Annotated in this window: 15 protein-coding genes and 1 other annotated feature; of the genes, 7 read left to right on the top strand and 8 right to left on the bottom strand. The window is 62.4% G+C overall.

The annotated features are described in order from the left end of the window. Positions 1 to 768: 768 nt before the first annotated feature. Positions 769 to 1416, bottom strand: a complete 648-nt coding sequence (locus LKE90_RS11865; protein ID WP_291501488.1) for an SOS response-associated peptidase — start codon at positions 1414 to 1416, stop codon at positions 769 to 771. Between the two features lie 10 nt (positions 1417 to 1426). Further along, positions 1427 to 3517: an ATP-dependent helicase gene (locus LKE90_RS11860; protein WP_291501487.1), complete on the bottom strand. Its 2091-nt coding sequence runs from the start codon at positions 3515 to 3517 to the stop codon at positions 1427 to 1429. 159 nt (positions 3518 to 3676) lie between these two features. On the opposite strand from LKE90_RS11860, the gene LKE90_RS11855 reads away from it, so the two are divergent. Further along, positions 3677 to 4471, top strand: coding sequence for an ImuA family protein (locus LKE90_RS11855; protein ID WP_291501486.1), 795 nt, complete (start codon positions 3677 to 3679; stop codon positions 4469 to 4471). Between the two features lie 111 nt (positions 4472 to 4582). Here the strand turns inward: LKE90_RS11855 and LKE90_RS11850 are convergent. Further along, positions 4583 to 5793 (bottom strand): IS3 family transposase gene (locus tag LKE90_RS11850; RefSeq protein WP_291501409.1). Its coding sequence is split into 2 segments (ribosomal slippage): positions 4583 to 5508 and positions 5508 to 5793, totalling 1212 coding nucleotides; the frame shifts between segments, so codons are not numbered across the junction. Beyond that, positions 5399 to 5515: a sequence feature (AL1L pseudoknot), on the bottom strand. It overlaps the preceding gene by 117 nt. On the opposite strand from LKE90_RS11850, the gene LKE90_RS11845 reads away from it, so the two are divergent. Genes LKE90_RS11845 through LKE90_RS11835 form a run of 3 tightly spaced genes read left to right on the top strand, consistent with a single transcriptional unit; the run spans position 5713 to position 10777 of the window. Beyond that, the gene (locus tag LKE90_RS11845; protein WP_291501485.1) at positions 5713 to 7119 is read left to right on the top strand and encodes a DUF6504 family protein; all 1407 of its coding nucleotides are present in this window, start codon (positions 5713 to 5715) and stop codon (positions 7117 to 7119) included. The two genes, LKE90_RS11850 and LKE90_RS11845, sit on opposite strands and share 81 nt — an antisense overlap. Beyond that, complete coding sequence (locus LKE90_RS11840; protein ID WP_291501484.1) at positions 7116 to 10286, top strand: error-prone DNA polymerase; 3171 nt, start codon at positions 7116 to 7118, stop codon at positions 10284 to 10286. Before LKE90_RS11845 ends, LKE90_RS11840 begins: the two co-directional genes overlap by 4 nt. A gap of 14 nt (positions 10287 to 10300) precedes the next feature. Then, positions 10301 to 10777, top strand: coding sequence for a cupin domain-containing protein (locus LKE90_RS11835; protein WP_291501483.1), 477 nt, complete (start codon positions 10301 to 10303; stop codon positions 10775 to 10777). Here the strand turns inward: LKE90_RS11835 and LKE90_RS11830 are convergent. The 4 genes from LKE90_RS11830 to LKE90_RS11815 all read right to left on the bottom strand — a co-directional run bounded on the left by LKE90_RS11830 (position 10734) and on the right by LKE90_RS11815 (position 14595). Next, positions 10734 to 11168, bottom strand: a complete 435-nt coding sequence (locus tag LKE90_RS11830; RefSeq protein WP_291501482.1) for a CopG family transcriptional regulator — start codon at positions 11166 to 11168, stop codon at positions 10734 to 10736. The genes LKE90_RS11835 and LKE90_RS11830 overlap by 44 nt on opposite strands. Then, complete coding sequence (locus tag LKE90_RS11825) at positions 11165 to 13147, bottom strand: conjugal transfer protein TraG (RefSeq protein ID WP_291501481.1); 1983 nt, start codon at positions 13145 to 13147, stop codon at positions 11165 to 11167. The genes LKE90_RS11830 and LKE90_RS11825 overlap by 4 nt, the downstream gene beginning before the upstream one ends. Positions 13148 to 13405: 258 nt before the next feature. Beyond that, a complete protein-coding gene (locus LKE90_RS11820; protein ID WP_291501480.1) occupies positions 13406 to 14221 on the bottom strand; it encodes a reverse transcriptase family protein in 816 nt (271 codons plus the stop codon). A gap of 71 nt (positions 14222 to 14292) precedes the next feature. After that, positions 14293 to 14595: a helix-turn-helix transcriptional regulator gene (locus LKE90_RS11815; protein ID WP_291501479.1), complete on the bottom strand. Its 303-nt coding sequence runs from the start codon at positions 14593 to 14595 to the stop codon at positions 14293 to 14295. 614 nt (positions 14596 to 15209) lie between these two features. On the opposite strand from LKE90_RS11815, the gene LKE90_RS11810 reads away from it, so the two are divergent. Continuing rightward, positions 15210 to 15917, top strand: coding sequence for a hypothetical protein (locus LKE90_RS11810; RefSeq protein WP_291501478.1), 708 nt, complete (start codon positions 15210 to 15212; stop codon positions 15915 to 15917). Beyond that, the gene (locus LKE90_RS16520; protein WP_367117430.1) at positions 15914 to 16324 is read left to right on the top strand and encodes a hypothetical protein; all 411 of its coding nucleotides are present in this window, start codon (positions 15914 to 15916) and stop codon (positions 16322 to 16324) included. The genes LKE90_RS11810 and LKE90_RS16520 overlap by 4 nt, the downstream gene beginning before the upstream one ends. Before the next feature lie 36 nt (positions 16325 to 16360). Here LKE90_RS16520 and LKE90_RS11805 read toward each other — a convergent pair whose 3' ends face one another. Continuing rightward, the gene (locus LKE90_RS11805) at positions 16361 to 17794 is read right to left on the bottom strand and encodes a relaxase/mobilization nuclease domain-containing protein (protein WP_291501477.1); all 1434 of its coding nucleotides are present in this window, start codon (positions 17792 to 17794) and stop codon (positions 16361 to 16363) included. On the opposite strand from LKE90_RS11805, the gene LKE90_RS11800 reads away from it, so the two are divergent. Next, on the top strand, positions 17768 to 18142 hold the full coding sequence (locus LKE90_RS11800) for a hypothetical protein (protein WP_291501476.1): 375 nt from the start codon (positions 17768 to 17770) through the stop codon (positions 18140 to 18142). The genes LKE90_RS11805 and LKE90_RS11800 overlap by 27 nt on opposite strands. Positions 18143 to 18222 lie beyond the last annotated feature (80 nt).

The following is an 18222-nucleotide window of genomic DNA, read 5'->3' as shown; positions in this document are numbered from 1 at the left end:
AAGAACGGCGCGGAGCGCAAGAGTGGGTCAAGAAGGAGGCCCACCGGAAACAGTATTCCGACGAACGCAACCTTTGACCTTATCGCCGGAGCGGGCGTTAGTCCTAAGCTTTTTGAAACTGATATGCTTTTCTGCGCGACAAATTGCCACTCAAGATGAGTGGCAATTTGTCGTGTAATGAACTCTCCTTTCAAGGTTCTCCCAAAAGAGGAGTTCATAAAAAATTTCGATCAGGTAGCAGGCTCCGGATTGCCCTGACGCCCTCTATGGGCATCGATTCTAGAGTAGACAGTAGGGGTCGGAATTCCGAAGAAACCGCCAGTTTCCTTGGCAGTGTACCCTTTGTCGTATATCCTCTGAAGAAGAGTGTTTTGGTCTCTTCTCGGCATCATATTAAACATTTCTTTTGTGACTTCAGCGTGTATACCAAAGCCTAAGCCTAGTCCGGGGCTAATCATATCTGCTCACCCTCATAAAGAACTGATACTGTTTTCATAAACAGCAAGCTTTCTTAGACCGATGGCCAAACCGATTTCAAGGTAAATCTGCGTCTCCCTATGGCTAAATTTTTGGCTTAAAATCTTCATCCCTCACCAGAATGAAGCATCATGGGCAGAGCGTCAGGAATGTGTTTCTGACAGACCCGTTTCAAAAGCCGCATCCCGGCGGGCGCGGCGATAAAAACAGCCTTGGAATTAGCGAATATGTCTGCTCGCGGGTGGGTTGTGTTTCGAAGCAGACAGCCCGCTTACCCCCCGATTGCCGACATCACCCATCGGCCGAAGGCGCTGCCGCCATGATCAGCGCCTCATCCGGTAGCGGCCGCTGAAGCCGCAGAGCTTCCGCCACCGGCGCTTCCATCCATGTGTCGAACTCCCCAGGCTGGGTCAGGATCACCGGCATCGCCTTCGGATGAACGGCGGCAACCTCGCGATTGGCGTCGGTGGTCAGGAAGCCGAACAGATCGTCCGTCGTCTCTCCATCCGCCAGCTTGCGGACGGAGGACCATTGACACCATATCCCCGCGAAGAACGCCAGTTCCTCGCCGTCGGCGCGGGCGAACCATTTCTGCCGGGTTTTGCCGTCCGGCAGACGCTCCGGCTCGGCGAAGGCCGTCAGCGGCACGAGGCAGCGATGTTCCACACCCAGCCAGCGCCTCCACCATGGCGAGACCGTATGCCGGATATTGGTCACACCCCGATCGACCTTCCGGCCCCTGAGCGCACCGGGGGGTGTCGGCATGCCCCAGCGCGCCATGACCAGTTCACGCCCGTCAGCGGCATTCCGCACGATCGGCGCCATCGTGTTCGGCCAGATTTCCGGCAGGCGCGGAAGATTGCCCGTGCGGTCGTTCATGACATCGGCCGCCTCGCGGATGGCCTGCTGGCTGGTCGTCATGCTGTAGAGATTGCACACGCCCGTTCTCCTACGACCACATAGAGCGCAGCCGCGCGCCCATGTCGATCCGCACGGATTTCACCGCCTCCTGCCGGGCCTGCTCCTCCGGCGCCACGACCGGCCACGCGATTTGGTGGAACAGTGGCAGCATCTCCCGCGTAATGAAACGAGTCCGCGTCGCATAGACATGCCGGTCGCCCAGCCCTCGGCCATGGACGTAGAAACGCTGCGGCACCATGAGGTCGAGGGAGTCCTTCGCCCGCGTCATGGCGACATAGAGCAGGCGGCGTTCCTCCTCGATGTCGTCGCGCTCGCCGGTGGCAAGGTCCGACGGGATGCAGCCATCCACCACATTCAGCACGAACACGCTCTTCCATTCCTGCCCCTTGGCGGAATGGATGGTCGAGAGGACCAGATAATCCTCGTCCAGCAGCGGCACCCCCGCCTGATCGGAAGTCGCGTCCGGCGGGTCGAGCGTCAGTTCGGTGAGAAACTTCTCCCGCGAGGGATAACCCCCGGCGATCTGTTCAAGCTGCACCAGGTCGGCCTGCCGCATGGTCGCATCCTCATGCAGCCGCTCCAGATGCGGCTCATACCAGGCGCGCACGGCGGCGATCTCGCCCGGCCAGCCGGTCTTGCCACTGCCGAGCACCGCAAGCGTCTCCACGAAGCCGGGCCATGCCTCGCCGCTGCGGGCGGGAGGCTTCGTGCCTGCCAACGCCTCGAACGGCCGGTCGGTCTCGCCCAGCGCGTCCAGCACCCGCCGCGCCGAGGTCGGTCCCACGCCCGGCAGAAGCTGCAACACGCGAAACCCCGCGATCCGGTCGCGCGGATTCTGGGCAAAGCGCAGGATCGCCAGCACGTCCTTCACATGCGCGCTGTCCAGAAATTTCAGCCCGCCGAACTTCACGAACGGGATGTTGCGCCGGGTCAGCTCGACCTCCAGCGTGGCGCTATGGTGCGAGGCCCGGAACAGCACCGCCTGTTCCTTCAGCGCGGTGCCGCCCTCGCGCTCTTCCAGCACCCGTGTCGCGATATAATCCGCCTGCGCGGTGTCGTCGGCCACCGCCACGAGACGCGGGCGTTCGTCTGAGTCCCGTTCGGTCCAGAGGTCTTTGGTGAAGCGCTCGACGGCCTCGCCGATCACCGCATTGGCGGCGGCGAGGACCGGTTTCGTGGAGCGATAATTCCGGTCCAGCGTCACGATGCGCGCCGGGGGAACGAAACTCGCCGGAAAATCGAGGATATTGCGCACCGTCGCCGCGCGGAAGGCGTAAATCGACTGCGCGTCGTCGCCGACCACCGTAAGCCCGCGCCCGTCGGGCTTCATCCCGAGCAGGATGTCGGCCTGAAGCCGGTTGGTGTCCTGATATTCGTCAACGAGGATATGGTCCCATTTCCCGCCGAGATCGGCGGCCAAAACGGGTTCCGCGACCGTCTGCGCCCAGGCCAGTAGCAGATCGTCGTAATCCAGCACGCCCTGCTCCTGCTTGGCCGCAACATAACCAGCAAAGAGCTGCCTGAACTGGGCCTCCCATCCCGCGCACCACGGGTAATGCTTCATCAGCACGTCGCCGAGCGGTGCGCCGGAGTTCGCGACGCGGGAATAAATGGCCAGGCACGTCCCCTTGGCGGGGAAGCGTTTCTCTGTTTTGGAAAAGCCGAGATCATGACGGATCAGGTTCATGAGATCGGCGGAATCTTCCCGGTCATGGATCGAGAAGGACGGGTCCATGCCGATCTGCTCGGCATACTCCCGCAGCAGCCGCGCGCCGATGGCATGGAACGTGCCGGACCACGCCAGCGCGTCGGCCAGCGTCGCCGCCCTGTCGCCGAGGACGGCGCGGCAGATGCGCGCCACGCGCCGCGTCATCTCGGTGCTCGCACGCCGCGAGAAGGTCAGCAGCAGGATGCGGCGCGGATCGGTGCCCGTGGCGATCAGATGGGCGACCCGATGCGCCAGCGTGTTGGTCTTGCCCGATCCGGCGCCCGCGATGACCAGCAGCGGGGGCGATCCGGCCGCGACTCCGGCGCCATGCGTGACGGCCTCGCGCTGGGCGGGATTGAGGCGGGCGAGCGGATCGTCCGTGATCGCGTCACTGGAAATCTTTGGAGTCAAAACCTTACGCCATCCTCGTTCGCGGCCCGGCCCGCGCTTCGTCGGCCATCATGGCACGGAAGACGGAATTATGCCTTGACTCTCGCCGCCGATCCAGAACAAAGCACGAACATATCATCGCAAGTGAGGGTGATCGGGGAGGCAGGGCAGAGGACCGGGATGACCACCGCAGAGGACAGCAAGCCGGCGAAGAGAAGACCGGCCGTCGAGGCGCTCCAGGCAACGATCGCCCGGCTGGAAGGGCACAAGGACCGCAAGCGCGCGGTGCTGCCGTTCGGTGTGCGCGAGATCGACGGGAAGCTGCCCGGCGGCGGCCTGACGCTTGGTGCGCTGCATGAGGTCGCGGGCGGGGGCAACGACGCGCTCAATACCGCCGCTGCCGGGCAGTTCGCCGCAGGCATCGCGGCCCGCACACGGGGAAAAGTGCTCTGGATCGTCATGCGGCAGGACCTCTTCGCGCCCGCGCTGGATCAGGCGGGTCTGGCGGCACGGCGCGTCATCCATGTCGAAGCGGGATCGGAGGCCGATGCGCTGGCCTGTTTCGAGGAGGGGCTGCGGCACGGCGGGCTTGGCATCGTGGTCGCCGAGGTCGGACGGCTGACGATGACGGCCTCACGCCGGTTGCAGATTGCTGCCGAAGGAACCGGGACGATCGGTATCGCCCTGCGCCGCTGGCGCCGTCAGACGGAGGCCGCCGATTTCGGCCAGCCCACGGCCAGCACCACGCGCTGGCGGGTGTCGGTACTGCCATCGGCCTCTCTCCCTGTTCCGGGAGTAGAGCGGCCGCGCTGGCTGCTGGAGCTGCTGCGTGCGCGCTCGGGGGAGTGCGCGGATTTCGAGGTGGGGGGATGCGATGCGAAAGGAAGGCTCGGCCCGGCTGGTGTCGCTCACCCTGCCTCTCTGGCCGACGGAGCGGCTGCGCAGGAAGCTCGGGCACGCCGCGCCCGCGCCTGACGCGCCGCTGGCGCTCGGCGGGCGGGACGGCAACCGCCGCGTCGTTACGGCCGCCGATCTGGCGGCGCGCAATGAATTGCCCCGGGTTTTGTGGAGACGTTTTTATCTGAACTACGCAGCTAATGCATGTGATTTCTGTTGTGCATAAAAGCGTGCCTCAGCTTCTGCTGGGGGGATGTTTCCAATGGAGGACAGGATCCGTCGATTGTTGAACCAGTCGACCCATTTAAGTGTTGCCAGTTCAACCGCTTCCCTGTTTTTCCATGGCCCCTGCCGATAGATGAGTTCGGTTTTGTAAAGCCCGTTAATGGTCTCCGCCAGGGCGTTATCATAGGAATCTCCGACACTGCCGACAGAGGCGACCAGTCCGGCTTCAGCCAGTCTTTGCGTGTAGCGAATGGACACATATTGACAGCCGCGGTCGGAATGGTGGGTCACTTTTCCCTCAGGCCGCCTCTGGCACAGAGCCTGCTCGAGAGCATCCAGTACGAAGTCGGTATGGGCAGTGGACGAGACGCGCCAGCCCACAATAACCCGTGCGAATACATCAATGATGAAGGCCACATAAACAAAGCCCTGCCATGTGGAAACGTAAGTAAAATCCGAAACCCAGAGCCTGTTGGGGGCTGGGGCATGAAACTGGCGCTGCACCAGATCCCGTGGACAGGGCCGTGCCGGATCGGGCCGTGTGGTTCTGATCCCCTTGCCACGAATGACGCCTTTCAGTCCCATCCGGCGCATCAGCCGCTCTACCGTGCAGCGGGCGACATCCAGACCTTCACGTCTGAGCTGATGCCAGACTTTGCGCGCTCCATAGACACAGAAATTATCGGTCCAGACCCTGCGGATTTCATGATACAGTTCTTTGTCTTTCTGGCTGCGCACACAGGGATTTTTCTGTCTCGCCCGATAAGCATAATAGACAGATGGTGCAATCGACAGAACCCTGCAGATTGACCCGACACCATATGTCTGCCGATGCTCCTCAATGAAGCGTGTCATGGCCTGAACCGGCGGTCGAGTTCCGCCTGGGCAAAATATGCCGACGCCTTGCGCAGGATTTCATTGGCCTGCCGCAGTTCGCGGTTCTCTCGCTCCAGTTGCCTGATCTTCTCTCGATCTGGCAGTTCACTCACCGCAGGCGCATTGGCACGTTCATGCAGACGGGTCCATTTTGACAGCGTGTCAGGATGAATATCCAGCTTTGGCGCTATCATCATCACCGCGGACCAGCGTGATGGATGGTTCTTCTCTTCCTCCAGAACCATGCGGGCTGCACGCTCGCGAAATTCAGGCGGAAAACGCTTCGATTTGTTGCTCATGAATTCTTCTTACCTTACGGGTCGTTCTGTCTCCACAAAACCCGGGGCAATTCACTCTGGTTCCAGCAGCGGATCGCGCCGATCGTCGCGGTGGATTCATCTTCGTCTTCCGGACAGCCGAACGGCATCGTGCTGGAAACGACCGGCACGGATCATCTGCATGGTGGCGAGGCGGCGATGCTCGACGCCATCGTCCGGCGGCTGGCGGAGTCCGGCTTCACGGCCAAGGCCGCTGTCGCCGACACCTGGGGCGCGGCACATGCGCTGGCCCGCTACGGGCGCGGTCGTGTCCTCGTCGTGCCGCAGGGCGAGACCGCCGACGCTCTGACCGATCTGCCGGTCGAGGCGCTGCGGCTGTCCGCATCCATCGTGGACGGATTGCGGACGCTCGGCGTCTCGCGGATCGGCAAACTGGCGACGATGCCGCGCGGCCCGCTGACCTTGCGCTTCGGTCCGGAACTGGAGAGGCGGCTGGATCAGGCCTATGGGCGAATCGCCGAACCGGTCCAGGCCGTGCGTCCGGTCGATCCGGTTGCCGCCGCGCGCAACTTCGCGGAGCCGATCGGCGCCGCCGAGACCATCGCGCGTTACATCGGCAGGCTGGTCCCCGTCCTCTGCGAAGGGCTGGACGCGCGGGGCGACGGGGTGCGTCAGCTCGACCTGCTCCTGCACCGGGTAGACAACGCCGTTCAGGCGATCCGCGTCGCCACCGCCCGGCCGGTGCGCGATCCGAAGCACCTCACCCGCCTTCTCCGCGAAAAGATCGAGACCATCGACCCCGGCTTCGGCATCGAGCGCATGGAACTGGTGGCCGTCCTCGCGGAGCCCATGGAAGTGCGGCAGCGCGTCTCGTCCCTGATCGAAGAGGAAGAGGCGGACATTGCCGGGCTGATCGACACGCTCGCCAATCGCATCGGGAGCGAGGCGCTTTATCGCTTCGCCGCCGTGGAAAGCGACATCCCCGAGCGGTCGGTCTGCCGCGTGCCGGCGCTCGCCCCCGACGACGGGGCGACATGGCCCGTGCAATGGCCGCGCCCGACGCGCCTTCTGGGGCGACCCGAGCCGGTGCAGGCCATGGCGGAACTGCCCGATCAGCCGCCGGTTTTCTTCATCTGGCGAGGTGTGCGGCATCGGGTACGCTGCGCCGACGGGCCGGAGCGCGTCTTCGGCGAGTGGTGGAAAGGTGACGCCGAACTGACGATCGCACGCGATTACTTCCGGGTGGAAGATACGGCCGGGGAACGCTTCTGGCTGTTCCGCGAGGGTGACGGCGAGCATGGCGAGACCGGATCGCAGGCGTGGTTTCTGCATGGGCTTTTCGCATGAGTGCCCGAACGGCGCCCTACGCCGAGCTTCAGGTCACGACGTATTTCTCCTTCCTGCGCGGCGCGTCCTCACCGATCGAGTTGTTCGAGCAGGCCAAGGCGCTGGGCATCTCCGCGCTGGGGATCACGGATCGCAACAGCATGGCCGGGATCGTGCAGGCACATATTGCGGCGAAGGAAACCGGCATCCGGCTGGTCGTCGGCTGTCGGCTCGACTTGGAAGACGCGCCGCCCGTGCTGGTCTATCCGACCGATCGGGCGGCCTATGGGCGGTTGTGCCGCCTACTGTCGCTCGGCAAGGCGCGGGCCGGAAAGGGGAAATGCCTGCTGCACTGGAACGACCTCTTAGAGTGGGGCGAAGGGCTGCTCGCCGTGCTGGTGCCGGATGTCGCGGATGACGAGTGTGCCGCGCATTTGCGGAAATTGCATGATGCCTTCGGCAACCGTGCCTATATGGCGCTCACCCTGCGCCGCCGCCCGAACGATCAGATGCGCCTCTACGAACTGGCCAACCTCGCCCATGCGCGAGGCGTGAAGACCGTCGTAACCAACGACGTGATGTTCCACACCCATGACCGGCGCATCCTTCAGGACGTCGTCACCTGCATCCGGCGCGGCACGACGATCGACCGGGCAGGTTTCGCGCGCGAGCGTCATGCCGACCGCTATCTCAAACCGCCGGAAGAAATGGCACGCCTGTTCGGCCGCTATCCGGACGCGATCGATCGAGCGATGGAGATCGTGGAGCGTTGCCGGTTTTCTCTCGACGATCTGGCCTATCAGTATCCCGACGAGATCGAAATCCCCGGCCAGACGCCCCAACAGGCGCTGGAAGCGTTGACCTGGCAGGGGGCGCGGGAAACGTATGGCGCAGACGCGCCTCCGGATGTGGCAAAGGTTCTTCGCCACGAACTCGCTCTGATCGGGCGCATGAATTACGCACCGTATTTTCTCACGGTCCACTCGATCGTCCGGGAGGCGCGGCGGCGTGACATCCTCTGTCAGGGACGCGGCTCGGCTGCCAACAGCGCGGTGTGTTTCGTGCTCGGCATTACCGCCATCGATCCCTCGCGCACCACGCTGCTGTTCGAGCGGTTCATTTCCGAAGAACGGGCTGAGCCACCTGATATCGACGTTGATTTCGAACATGCGCGCCGCGAGGAGATCATCCAGTGGGTCTACGACCATTACGGACGCGATCGTGCCGCGCTGACCGCCGTGGTGATCCGTTATCGCGCCAAGGGCGCGCTGCGCGACGTCGGCAAGGTGATGGGCCTGCCGGAAGATGTCATCGCACTATTGAGCAAGCAGATCTGGGGCTGGTCACGCAATGTCGATGCGGAGAAATTCGCCGAGACGGGAATTGATCTCTCCGACCGGCGTATCCGCCTGACGCTGGATCTGGCGCGCTGCCTGATCGGCGTGCCCCGCCACCTCTCTCAGCATCCCGGCGGCTTCGTGCTGACCCGTGACAGGCTCGACGAACTGGTGCCGATCGAACCGGCCGCGATGGATGACCGTCAGATCATCGAATGGGACAAGGACGATATCGATGCCCTGAAATTCATGAAAGTCGATATCCTGGCCCTTGGCATGCTGACCTGCATGAAAAAGGGTTTGGACCTGCTGGCCGCGCACAAGGGCCAGCATTTCACGCTCCAGACCATCCCGGCCGAGGACCCGCGCACCTATGCGATGATCCGCAAGGCCGATACGATCGGCGTGTTCCAGATCGAATCCCGCGCCCAGATGTCGATGTTGCCGAGGCTGAAACCCCGGACCTATTACGATCTGGTGATCGAGGTCGCGATTGTCAGACCGGGTCCGATACAAGGAGACATGGTCCATCCTTATCTGCGCCGCCGGGAGGGGCTGGAAGAGCCGGATTATCCGACGCCGGAACTGGAAGAGGTGCTCAAGCGCACGCTGGGCGTGCCGCTTTTCCAGGAGCAGGTGATGCAGGTCGCGATGGTCTGCGCCGATTTCACCGCCGCCGAAGCGGACGGGCTGCGCCGGGCGATGGCGACCTTCAAGAACACCGGCACGGTGTCGCACTTCCAGACCCGGTTGCTGGAAGGGATGACGCGGAAGGGCTACCCGGAGGAATTCGCCCAGCGGATCTATCAGCAGCTCGAAGGCTTCGGCTCCTATGGCTTTCCGGAAAGCCACGCCGCCAGTTTCGCGATCCTCGCCTACACCTCGTCATGGCTGAAATGCCGGCACCCGGATGTGTTTCTGACCTCACTCCTCAATTCGCAACCCATGGGCTTCTATGCCCCCGCGCAACTCGTCCGCGATGCTCGCGCTCATGGGATTGAAGTTCGACCGGTCTGTATCAACGCGTCTCGCTGGGACAGCAATCTGGAAGGCGAGGAAAACGACCAGGGTAATTTCCCTGTGCGGCTGGGCCTGAGTCTGGTCAAGGGAATGGCGAATAGCCACGCGGCCGCGATCGTCGCCGCACGAAGTCGCCCGTTCGCCTCGATCGACGATCTATGGCGCCGTGCCGCCGTGCCGCAGGAGGCTCTGGTAACGCTGGCCGAGGCCGACGCCTTTCGGGAGGCCTTCGGGCTGGCGCGGCGGGAGGCGCTATGGGCCATCAAGGCATTGCGGGACGAACCGCTGCCGCTTTTCGCTGCGGCCGACGTCACGCGCGAGACGGAGGAGCCGGACGTGCTGCTCCGGCCCATGCGGGCGGGTGCCGAAGTCGCCCGGGACTATAACCGCGTCGGCCTGACCCTGCGCGCTCACCCCGTTGCCTTCCTGCGCGACGATCTCCGGCAAGACAATATCCTGACCTGCCGTGCGGCTGTGGCATCCAGAGACGGCAAGCGCCTGACCGCCGCCGGGATCGTGCTGGTCCGCCAGCGTCCCGGCTCGTCAAAGGGCGTGATCTTCCTGACGCTGGAGGACGAAACCGCGACGCTGAATGTCATCGTCTGGCCGGACATCTTCGAGAAATTCCGCTCCATCGTTCTGTCCGCGACCATGCTGGCGGTGAAGGGACGGCTCCAGAAAGAGGGGGAAGTCGTGCATCTCATCGCGCTGGAGATCATGGATCGCTCTCCCCTGCTCGCGGATGTCGGGAACCGGTCGGCAGGAGATGCGACCGCGGAAACGGATTGTTCCGACACCCCCATTTTCGTGAAATCCCGTAACTTCCATTGAGAAGCGGAAAACACATGATCGCGCAGGACATGATAGACAGGCTTGGACTCGTTCCCCATCCGGAAGGCGGCTGGTATCGCGAGACCTGGCGGGATCGGGCCGCCGACGCCGACGAGCGCGGACATGCGTCGCTCATCTACTACCTTCTGGAGCGCGGTCAGCGCTCGCACTGGCATAGAATCGACGCGACCGAGATCTGGCTGCATCAGGCTGGCGGCACATTATGCCTGCACACATGGTCCCGCGGAGAGGTGACAACACGCTGTCTCGGGCAGGATCTCGCCAATGGTGAGGTTCTTCAGGCCGGCGTCGAACCCGGAGAATGGCAGGCTGCCGACACTGACGCGGCATGGGTACTCGTTGCCTGTATGGTTGCTCCGGGCTTTACGTTCTCCGGCTTCGAGATGGCGCCTCCGGAATGGGAACCAGACTGTCCCGATCAGAGCGTCAGAGATCCTGGCCATCACCGTCCGCCGGAATATCCAGCCTGACCTCGTCATCCAGCGTCGTCCCGCGCGCGAGCCTGCGGCCGACAGCCTCGACAAAGCCGTCATACCGCTCCCGCCCCTTGCTCTGCGCCGCAGCCAGAGCAGCGTCGGGCAATGGCGGCGTGCTGGTGAGCCAGAACTTCACGAACACGGCCAGCGATTCATTGGCGATCGTCACACGTCGCTCCATACGTTCCAACTGCCGCGTCATCCGGTCCAGCCGCCGGGCCAGCGCGGCCTCAAGTCGCTCCGGCCCGTCCGGCGACAGAAATGACGTCAGCGCCGTCTCCACGATCAGCGCTTGCGGCACCTTCTTGCGGGCGGCGTAGTCGGCCAGCCGCGCGCTGAGATCGGCGGGTAGCCGGACAGTGTGCTTGATCCGTATCGCGGTCATAGCCCCATCCGGTCGCCGGGATCGAGCGAGACCTGCCGCGCGTAGGCACGCGCCCCGCGCCGCAAGGTCTGCGCCCGTGTCCTGTCATCTTCAGGCTCATCCTCCGGCGGCTCGAACTCATGCACCGGCTTTCTCGGCTCCGGTGCCACCTCCTCCTGTTCCGGCAACTCCGGCTCGCGGCGGATACCGCTATTGGCTAGGTCGTCGTCCCCGCTGTCTGGCGTCGCCGGTTGCACCACGTCGGCCCAGTCCCCTGACGGCTGCGGCTCTATGGGCGGCGTTCCCGCCGGGGACGGCGGCGGCTCGAACCGGGGCGGCGGAAGGATGCGCGCGGCCAGTTCGGCATCCTCGAAATACCGCGCCTTGTTCGCCCGGATCGGAGAACAGCCGGAGACCAGCACCAGTTCCTCGTCAGGAGGAAGCTGCATGATCTCGCCCGGCGTCAGCAACGGCCGCGCGGTTTCATGGCGCGTCACCATCAGATGCCCGAGCCACGGCGACAGCCGATGCCCGGCATAGTTTTTCGCATCCCGGATCTCGGTCGCGGTGCCGAGCGCATCGGAAACCCGTTTGGCGGTCCGTTCGTCGTTGGTCGCGAAGCTGACCCGGACATGGCAGTTGTCGAGGATCGAGTTGTTCTGGCCATACGCTTTCTCGATCTGGTTCAGGCTCTGGCCGATCAGGAAACTCTTGATGCCGTAGCCCGCCATGAAGGCCAACGCACTCTCGAAGAAATCCAGCCGTCCCAGCGCCGGGAACTCATCGAGCATCAGCAGCAACCGATGACGCCGCTTCGCCTCCAGTTCCTCGGTCAGCCGACGGCCGATCTGGTTCAGCACCAGCCTTACCAGCGGCTTGGTGCGGCTGATATCCGAAGGCGGAACCACCAAATAGAGTGTGGCCGGATGGCTGCCGGCGACGAGATCACGGATGCGCCAGTCGCAGCGCCGGGTCACATGTGCCACGACCGGATCGCGATAGAGGCCCAGAAACGACATGGCGGTGGAGAGCACGCCGGAGCGCTCGTTGTCGCTCTTGTTCAGCAGTTCCCGCGCGGAACTGGCAACCACGGGATGGACGCCCTTTTTGCCAAGATGCGGCGTGGTCATCATGGCACGCAGCGTGGTCTCGATCGCGCGCTTTGGGTCGGACAGGAAATTGGCCACCCCGGCCAGGGTCTTGTCCTCCTCGGCGTAGAGGACATGCAGAATGGTGCCGACCAGCAGGGCGTGACTGGTCTTTTCCCAATGGTTGCGCTTTTCCAGCGCCCCCTCGGGATCGACCAGCACATCGGCGATGTTCTGCACGTCGCGGACCTCCCGCTCGCCGCGCCGGACCTCCAGCAGCGGGTTATAGGCGGCGCTGGCAAGGTTGGTCGGATCGAACAGCAGCACCCGGCCGAAGCGGGAGCGCCAGCCGGCGGTCAGCGTCCAGTTCTCGCCCTTGATGTCGTGGACGATGGCCGCGCCCGGCCAGGTCAGCAGCGTCGGCACCACCAGCCCGACACCTTTGCCCGAACGGGTCGGCGCAAAACACAGCACATGCTCCGGCCCGTCATGACGGAGATAGGCATCGGCCGAGCGGCCCAGCACCACGCCATCGGGCACGAGCAGCCCGGCACGACGCATCTCGCGCGAGTCGGCCCAGTGTGCCGAACCATAGGTGGTGGCGCGTTTCTTTTCGCGGGCACGCCACACCGCCATCGTGATCGCCACGATGACGGCGGCGATCCCGCCCGCCGCCGCGATATAACCGCTGGTGGCGAAGATGTCCGGAGCATAGGCGTCGTAGGCGAACCACCACCAGAAGAACTCCGGCGGGTAATAGACCGGCCAGCCGAGCAACGTGAACCACGGACCACCAAGCTGCGGCTGGAAGCCGAGCCGCCACGCGGTCCATTGCGTCGCGGCCCAGGTGAAGGCGAGGATCACGGTGCCGACAGCGAACACCGAACCCCAGAGAATCTTGGTCTGGTTCATGATAGGAATCGACGAAACGGCTCGATTTCCCGATACTCAAGGCCTAATTAAAGCGCCTCGGGCCGCCGGACGGGAGCGGATAATAAACGGACGGTCTATTCGCAGGGAATGAACATGAATCGACACCACCCGCCCGATAGCGCCCACCGGCAGCTACCATGCCCATGTCTATTCCGACGGTGCGGAAGGCCACGCGGCGGCAAAACGGTCGCGTGCCGAACGTTGCGCCCCGACATTTCAGTGTTGTCGTTACAATTTTTAGATAATCATGCCTTCTATCTGCTTTCTTTGTGCAGACATACCTTTAATCCTTCGTTCAAGGACGCCCCTCGCCTCTACATCTGCCTGTCTTCGCAATTCTTTTTGCAATAAATAGGCTTTTTGATGCTGCCTATTTGGCAGGCTTAGACCACCGTTCTGAACAATAACCCCCGTTATCTCAGAAACTCCTTGATAATATCTATGTTCTTTATGGTAAATTAGCCCGCGCGAGTGAATCTGCCTTTTAACTTCCCAAAGCAACCAGTTTGGTACCACGCCCCCTGAAATAGTAATATCATCTATGTAAACAGACAGCTTGCAGCCGTTCTCGACGACTACACGAGCAATGCTGTTCCACATGTCATAGAATGCAAAGAATGACAGAATTGGGCTGACGGGGCTTCCTGTCGCAAGATGACCATTCACTGTAAGCAATCGCCCAAGAATGGATGCCACATCTCTTTCGCACTGGAGAACATGATTGAAAAACCAAAAAACTCGGTGTTCAGGCGTAGCTGGGAAATAGGTCTTTATATCAAGAGTTGATACGTGCCTGGAGCCAACGTGATGAGCGGCATTGGAGACATAACAGCGGCGTTTTACCGGACAAAACAGAAAATCAGGGGGATCAATTCGAGAAAGTAGCGTGGCCACCCGCTCATGAATCGGCCGCAGCGCGCCACGCGGCTCCTGAATTTCTCGCACTTTTACCTTTTCACCACTACCCGTTTCCACAGAACGTTCGCTATATGGGCGTTCCACCGCCAAAACCGATTCGAGAAGCGGCGGCGTTATGCCAAGCACATCAGCCAATCGGCGCCGGGAGCGAATCCGAAACAGCCTTGATTGATTGAGCGGGTGCCTCTTCGGCGACATACGGGGCATCAGGCAGCGTCCTTGCCCGCCCGAGCTGCGACCATCTGCAACAGTGAGAGCACCTTGGAAGAAACAGTTAACCTAAGTTTTTCTGACCTCGAGGCATTAGCCATCTCCTCTGAGAAAAACATAATCGAGGAGACGGGCATCTTAAACTCGTTTGCATAGCGTTTTAGCAAATCAAGCGTTGGTTTTTTCTTTCCCTTCTCGATTTCAGAAAGGAACGACGGCGCGATTTCAAGTTTCTCCGCCGCATCTTTTTGCGAAAGATCATGGAAGACTCGGATCATGCGCAGAGCGTCTCCTATCATTGCCTTCCTCCTGATTGATTAGAGACTAAAGGTTGGATTATCGGGCCTTGGGTCTCACTGCCTCTCAACGAACCGCAGAAGCTCGGGTATCATCTGAGCCACTGCGATGACCGCCTTCAACACGAGCGGATTACAGAAAAAGCGCCAAAATGTCACTTTCGACTGTGCCCGCTTAGAAACCCCACGCTGCCTGTCAACACCTGACCGATCACTCATCGGCTTGCTCTCCATCACCGCCACGGAATTGTGGCGGCCCGCCGAGACGGATTGCGCGGGTGACAACGCTTTAAGCCCGATTATCCTACAGGGCGCGGCTTCCTCCGGGCCGCGCCCCCGTCTGCGCCGACTGACGCTGACGGATGGGAGGGAGCTTCCGCTCCCCACGGGTCGCAAGCGACCCCAATAATGACAGATACCCCTCAGTTGCTGACAAACTCAGATAAGCTGGATCGCGCCGTCCCGTCAAGAATATTATTCGCCCATAGAGAATTAAATTATCGAAGATACGATTTCGCTCACCTCGGGCGCACGATATGGCCCGGCGGTCGTAGCCCATACGTCCAAGGCCGGTGACAGGAAGCCGTTTTCCGCGCATACTCCGCAAAGGAGAGAAAGTGACTGACGTGAATCAGGCAACACAAACACTGCTGGGAATCGGGCTTTATACGCCTGCTGAAGCTGGTCTCCTGATCGGGGTGCGGCCAGGGAAACTGCGGCGCTGGTTACATGGATATCAGATCGGTGAACGCCGCTACCAACCTCTTTGGCACCCCCAAGTGGATCTGGGCGACGATAAGGTTTACCTTGGTTTCCGCGACATGCTGGAAGCGCGCGTCGCGTCCGAGTTTATTGAGGCTGGCCTGAGCCCGCAACGGGTTCGTCGGGCAATCGAGATCGCCCAGTCGATTGTCGGGGAACGTCCCCTTTCGACTGAATGGCTCAAAACCGATGGTCGGTCCGTGTTCCTTCAGATCGCGAACGAAGACCCAGAGATCGAGCCTCAATGCCTCGATCTCTTCCGCAACCAATATGCGTTCGCGCGTATTGTTCGAGAAAGCCTTCGTGATATCGAATTTACCGACAAGCTCCCCAACCTTTGGTGGCCACAGGGTCAAAAAGCTGGCGTCTTGATCGATCCTCACCGTTCCTTCGGCAAGCCGATCGAGCACGAAACTTCTGTGCCGGCAGAACAGCTTGCAAACGCCGCGATTGCCGAAGGTTCCGTTGAACATGCGGCCCGCGTTTGGGATGTCCCTGTACGCGCCGTCAAGCGGGCAGTTGCATTCCAGAAGCAACTCGCGGCTTCCGCTCTGGCGGCGTGAGAGTCTTCTTCGACAACTGCACGTCGCCGGTTCTGGCGCGAACGCTGAACGGCTTCGTCCAGCACCTCGGCCATTCGGTCGATCATATTGCGGATCTCCCCTGTGGACGTCACGCGAGCGATCTGGAATGGATATCGATGTTGGGCGAATCCTCAGACGTTTGGATCGTGATGACCGGGGACGGCCGGATCTATAAGAACAAACCAGAGCGAGAAGCCTTCCGACGGGCTAATTTGCGTGGATTTGTCTTTGCTCCCGCATACCAAAAGACCCCGCTTCATCAGACGGCCTCAGTGCTGATATGGCGCTGGCCTGATCTGGAACAACTCATCTCTCGCATTTCGGGTGCTGCTCTGTTCGAGATTCCTATTAATCGTTCCAGTGGTGTCAAGTCTCTTCCACTATAGAGGCGGCTCAGATTCCGATTTCACGTTAGCCCGCTATCAAATCCCGAGCCCGCGCTTCCGCCCCAAATTCCAGTCCACCGATCCACCCGGCGACAGGGTGCCGGAAACCTGCCGTCCGAGCTTCTGCTCCAGCGCCGGACGCCACGGCACGAGCTGGAAGCCCAAGCCGTCATCAACCATCGCGAACCGCCCCGAGGACAGGACTACCCTCTGGCGATAGACTCCCGAGACGATCTCGCCGTCCTTCGCGGGCCGGTGCTCCAACCCGGTCTGCGCCGCCAATCTGGCCGCCGCCTGATCGATATCGCGGCTACGCAGGGTGCCGATCAGGTCGGGCACGAACGTAACGCGCTCGCCCTGCCGCCGGGCCAGCCCCTCGGATGCCAGATGGTCGATCCGTCGTGCCATCGCCTCGCGGACCTCCGCGCCGAACCCCGCATTGGCCAAGGCCGGGTCTTTGGCGAGCAGCTGCCGATCGAGCCAGGTCGCACCCGGCGCTGTCACCTGCTCGGCCAGCGCGAAGTCCGAGCGCGTTGCCAGCGACAGGCGCTGCATGCCCTTCGCGTCCTCCCAGCTCCGGGTCTCGACGATCGCACCGGTCCTTGCATCGCCGGTCAGATCCAGATCGGGGAAGCGGACATGGTGCGTCCGCCCGTCAGTCCCGGCGATCACCACGTAGCCCGAGCCCTTCAGTTCGTCATCCAGCCCGCGCTCCACCAGCCGACCAATGACGGGATCGGCCAGCTTCTCACCGTGGATCGCGAAGCCCGCGATGTCGGGCTCCGTCCCGCCGCCGGACATGGCGCGGTGCATGGTCTTGATGATGTCACCCCGGATCGAAAGATCGCGCAGCGTGGCCTCCAGCCCCGGCTTGAGGGTCCAGCGCGCCACGCCGACGCGCTCGGCCATGCCGAGCCCTTCCAGCTTGGTCGCCCTTCCGACCAGCAGGCGCCGCAATTCCGGATCTTCAGCACCCGCGCCCGGCCGCAGATCGACGATGCCGCCGCGCTCGTCGCTGATGTCCTGCAACGCGCGATCGAGGCTGGTCCAGCGGTCGGCGCCGATCTCGGTCTCCAGGGCGGTGCGGATTTCCTGCTCGCTGCGCGGGCCAAGCTCCAGCGTCACCCGTTCTGCCGCACGGTCGCGCAGCCCCTGGCTGATATAGGCACGGCTGATCACCAGATCCTTGCCGTCGTCGGCGATGCCGCGCACTAGGATATGGACGTGCGGGTTGTCGGTGTTCCAGTGATCCACCCCGACCCAGTCCAGCTTTGTGCCCAGGTCGCGCTCCATGTCCTGCATCAGCTCGCGCGCGAAGCCTCGCAGATCTTCCATCTTCGCGGCATCCTCGGGGGAGACGATGAAGCGGAAATGATGACGGTCGTCTTTGCCGCGTTCCGCGAACGCTTTGCTGTCCGCTTCGTCGGAGCCAGCATCGAACAGATGAGCCTTGGCGCCGTCGCGGGTCACGCCCTCTCGTCTGAGATAAGCGATGTGCCGGGCGAGCGGTGCCGAGCGGAAGCGTGTGCCCTGCTGGCGAACGACACGCGCCTTGACCACGACACGGCGGCCATTGCTCCGCATCCTCATGGACAGCGCCGCGCGTCGGCCCCGCCCGAAGCGGGAACCACCTCCGCCGTTGCCCTTCGCTCCGAAGCGGGTGCCGGTATGACCGGCTCTCTTCGCGGCCCGCATGACCTCGCCGACGAAGGATTTCGGTCGTGCGCCCTGATTGCCGTGCCGGATGCGTCCGGGCCGGACATTCAGACTGTCATCGCGTGTCGGCATGGCCCGCTCTCCGCTCCGCTTTGCCCCTGACGGCTCCCGAAGCATTGAAAACATGGGGAAAATCGGGTGGACAGCCGCAGGTGGTTCGTGGTGAGTGGACAAATTCCCCA

This window comes from Acetobacter sp. (genome assembly GCF_022483985.1).
Lineage (GTDB): Bacteria > Pseudomonadota > Alphaproteobacteria > Acetobacterales > Acetobacteraceae > Acetobacter.
This window is presented reverse-complemented; position numbering and strand designations above follow the sequence as displayed.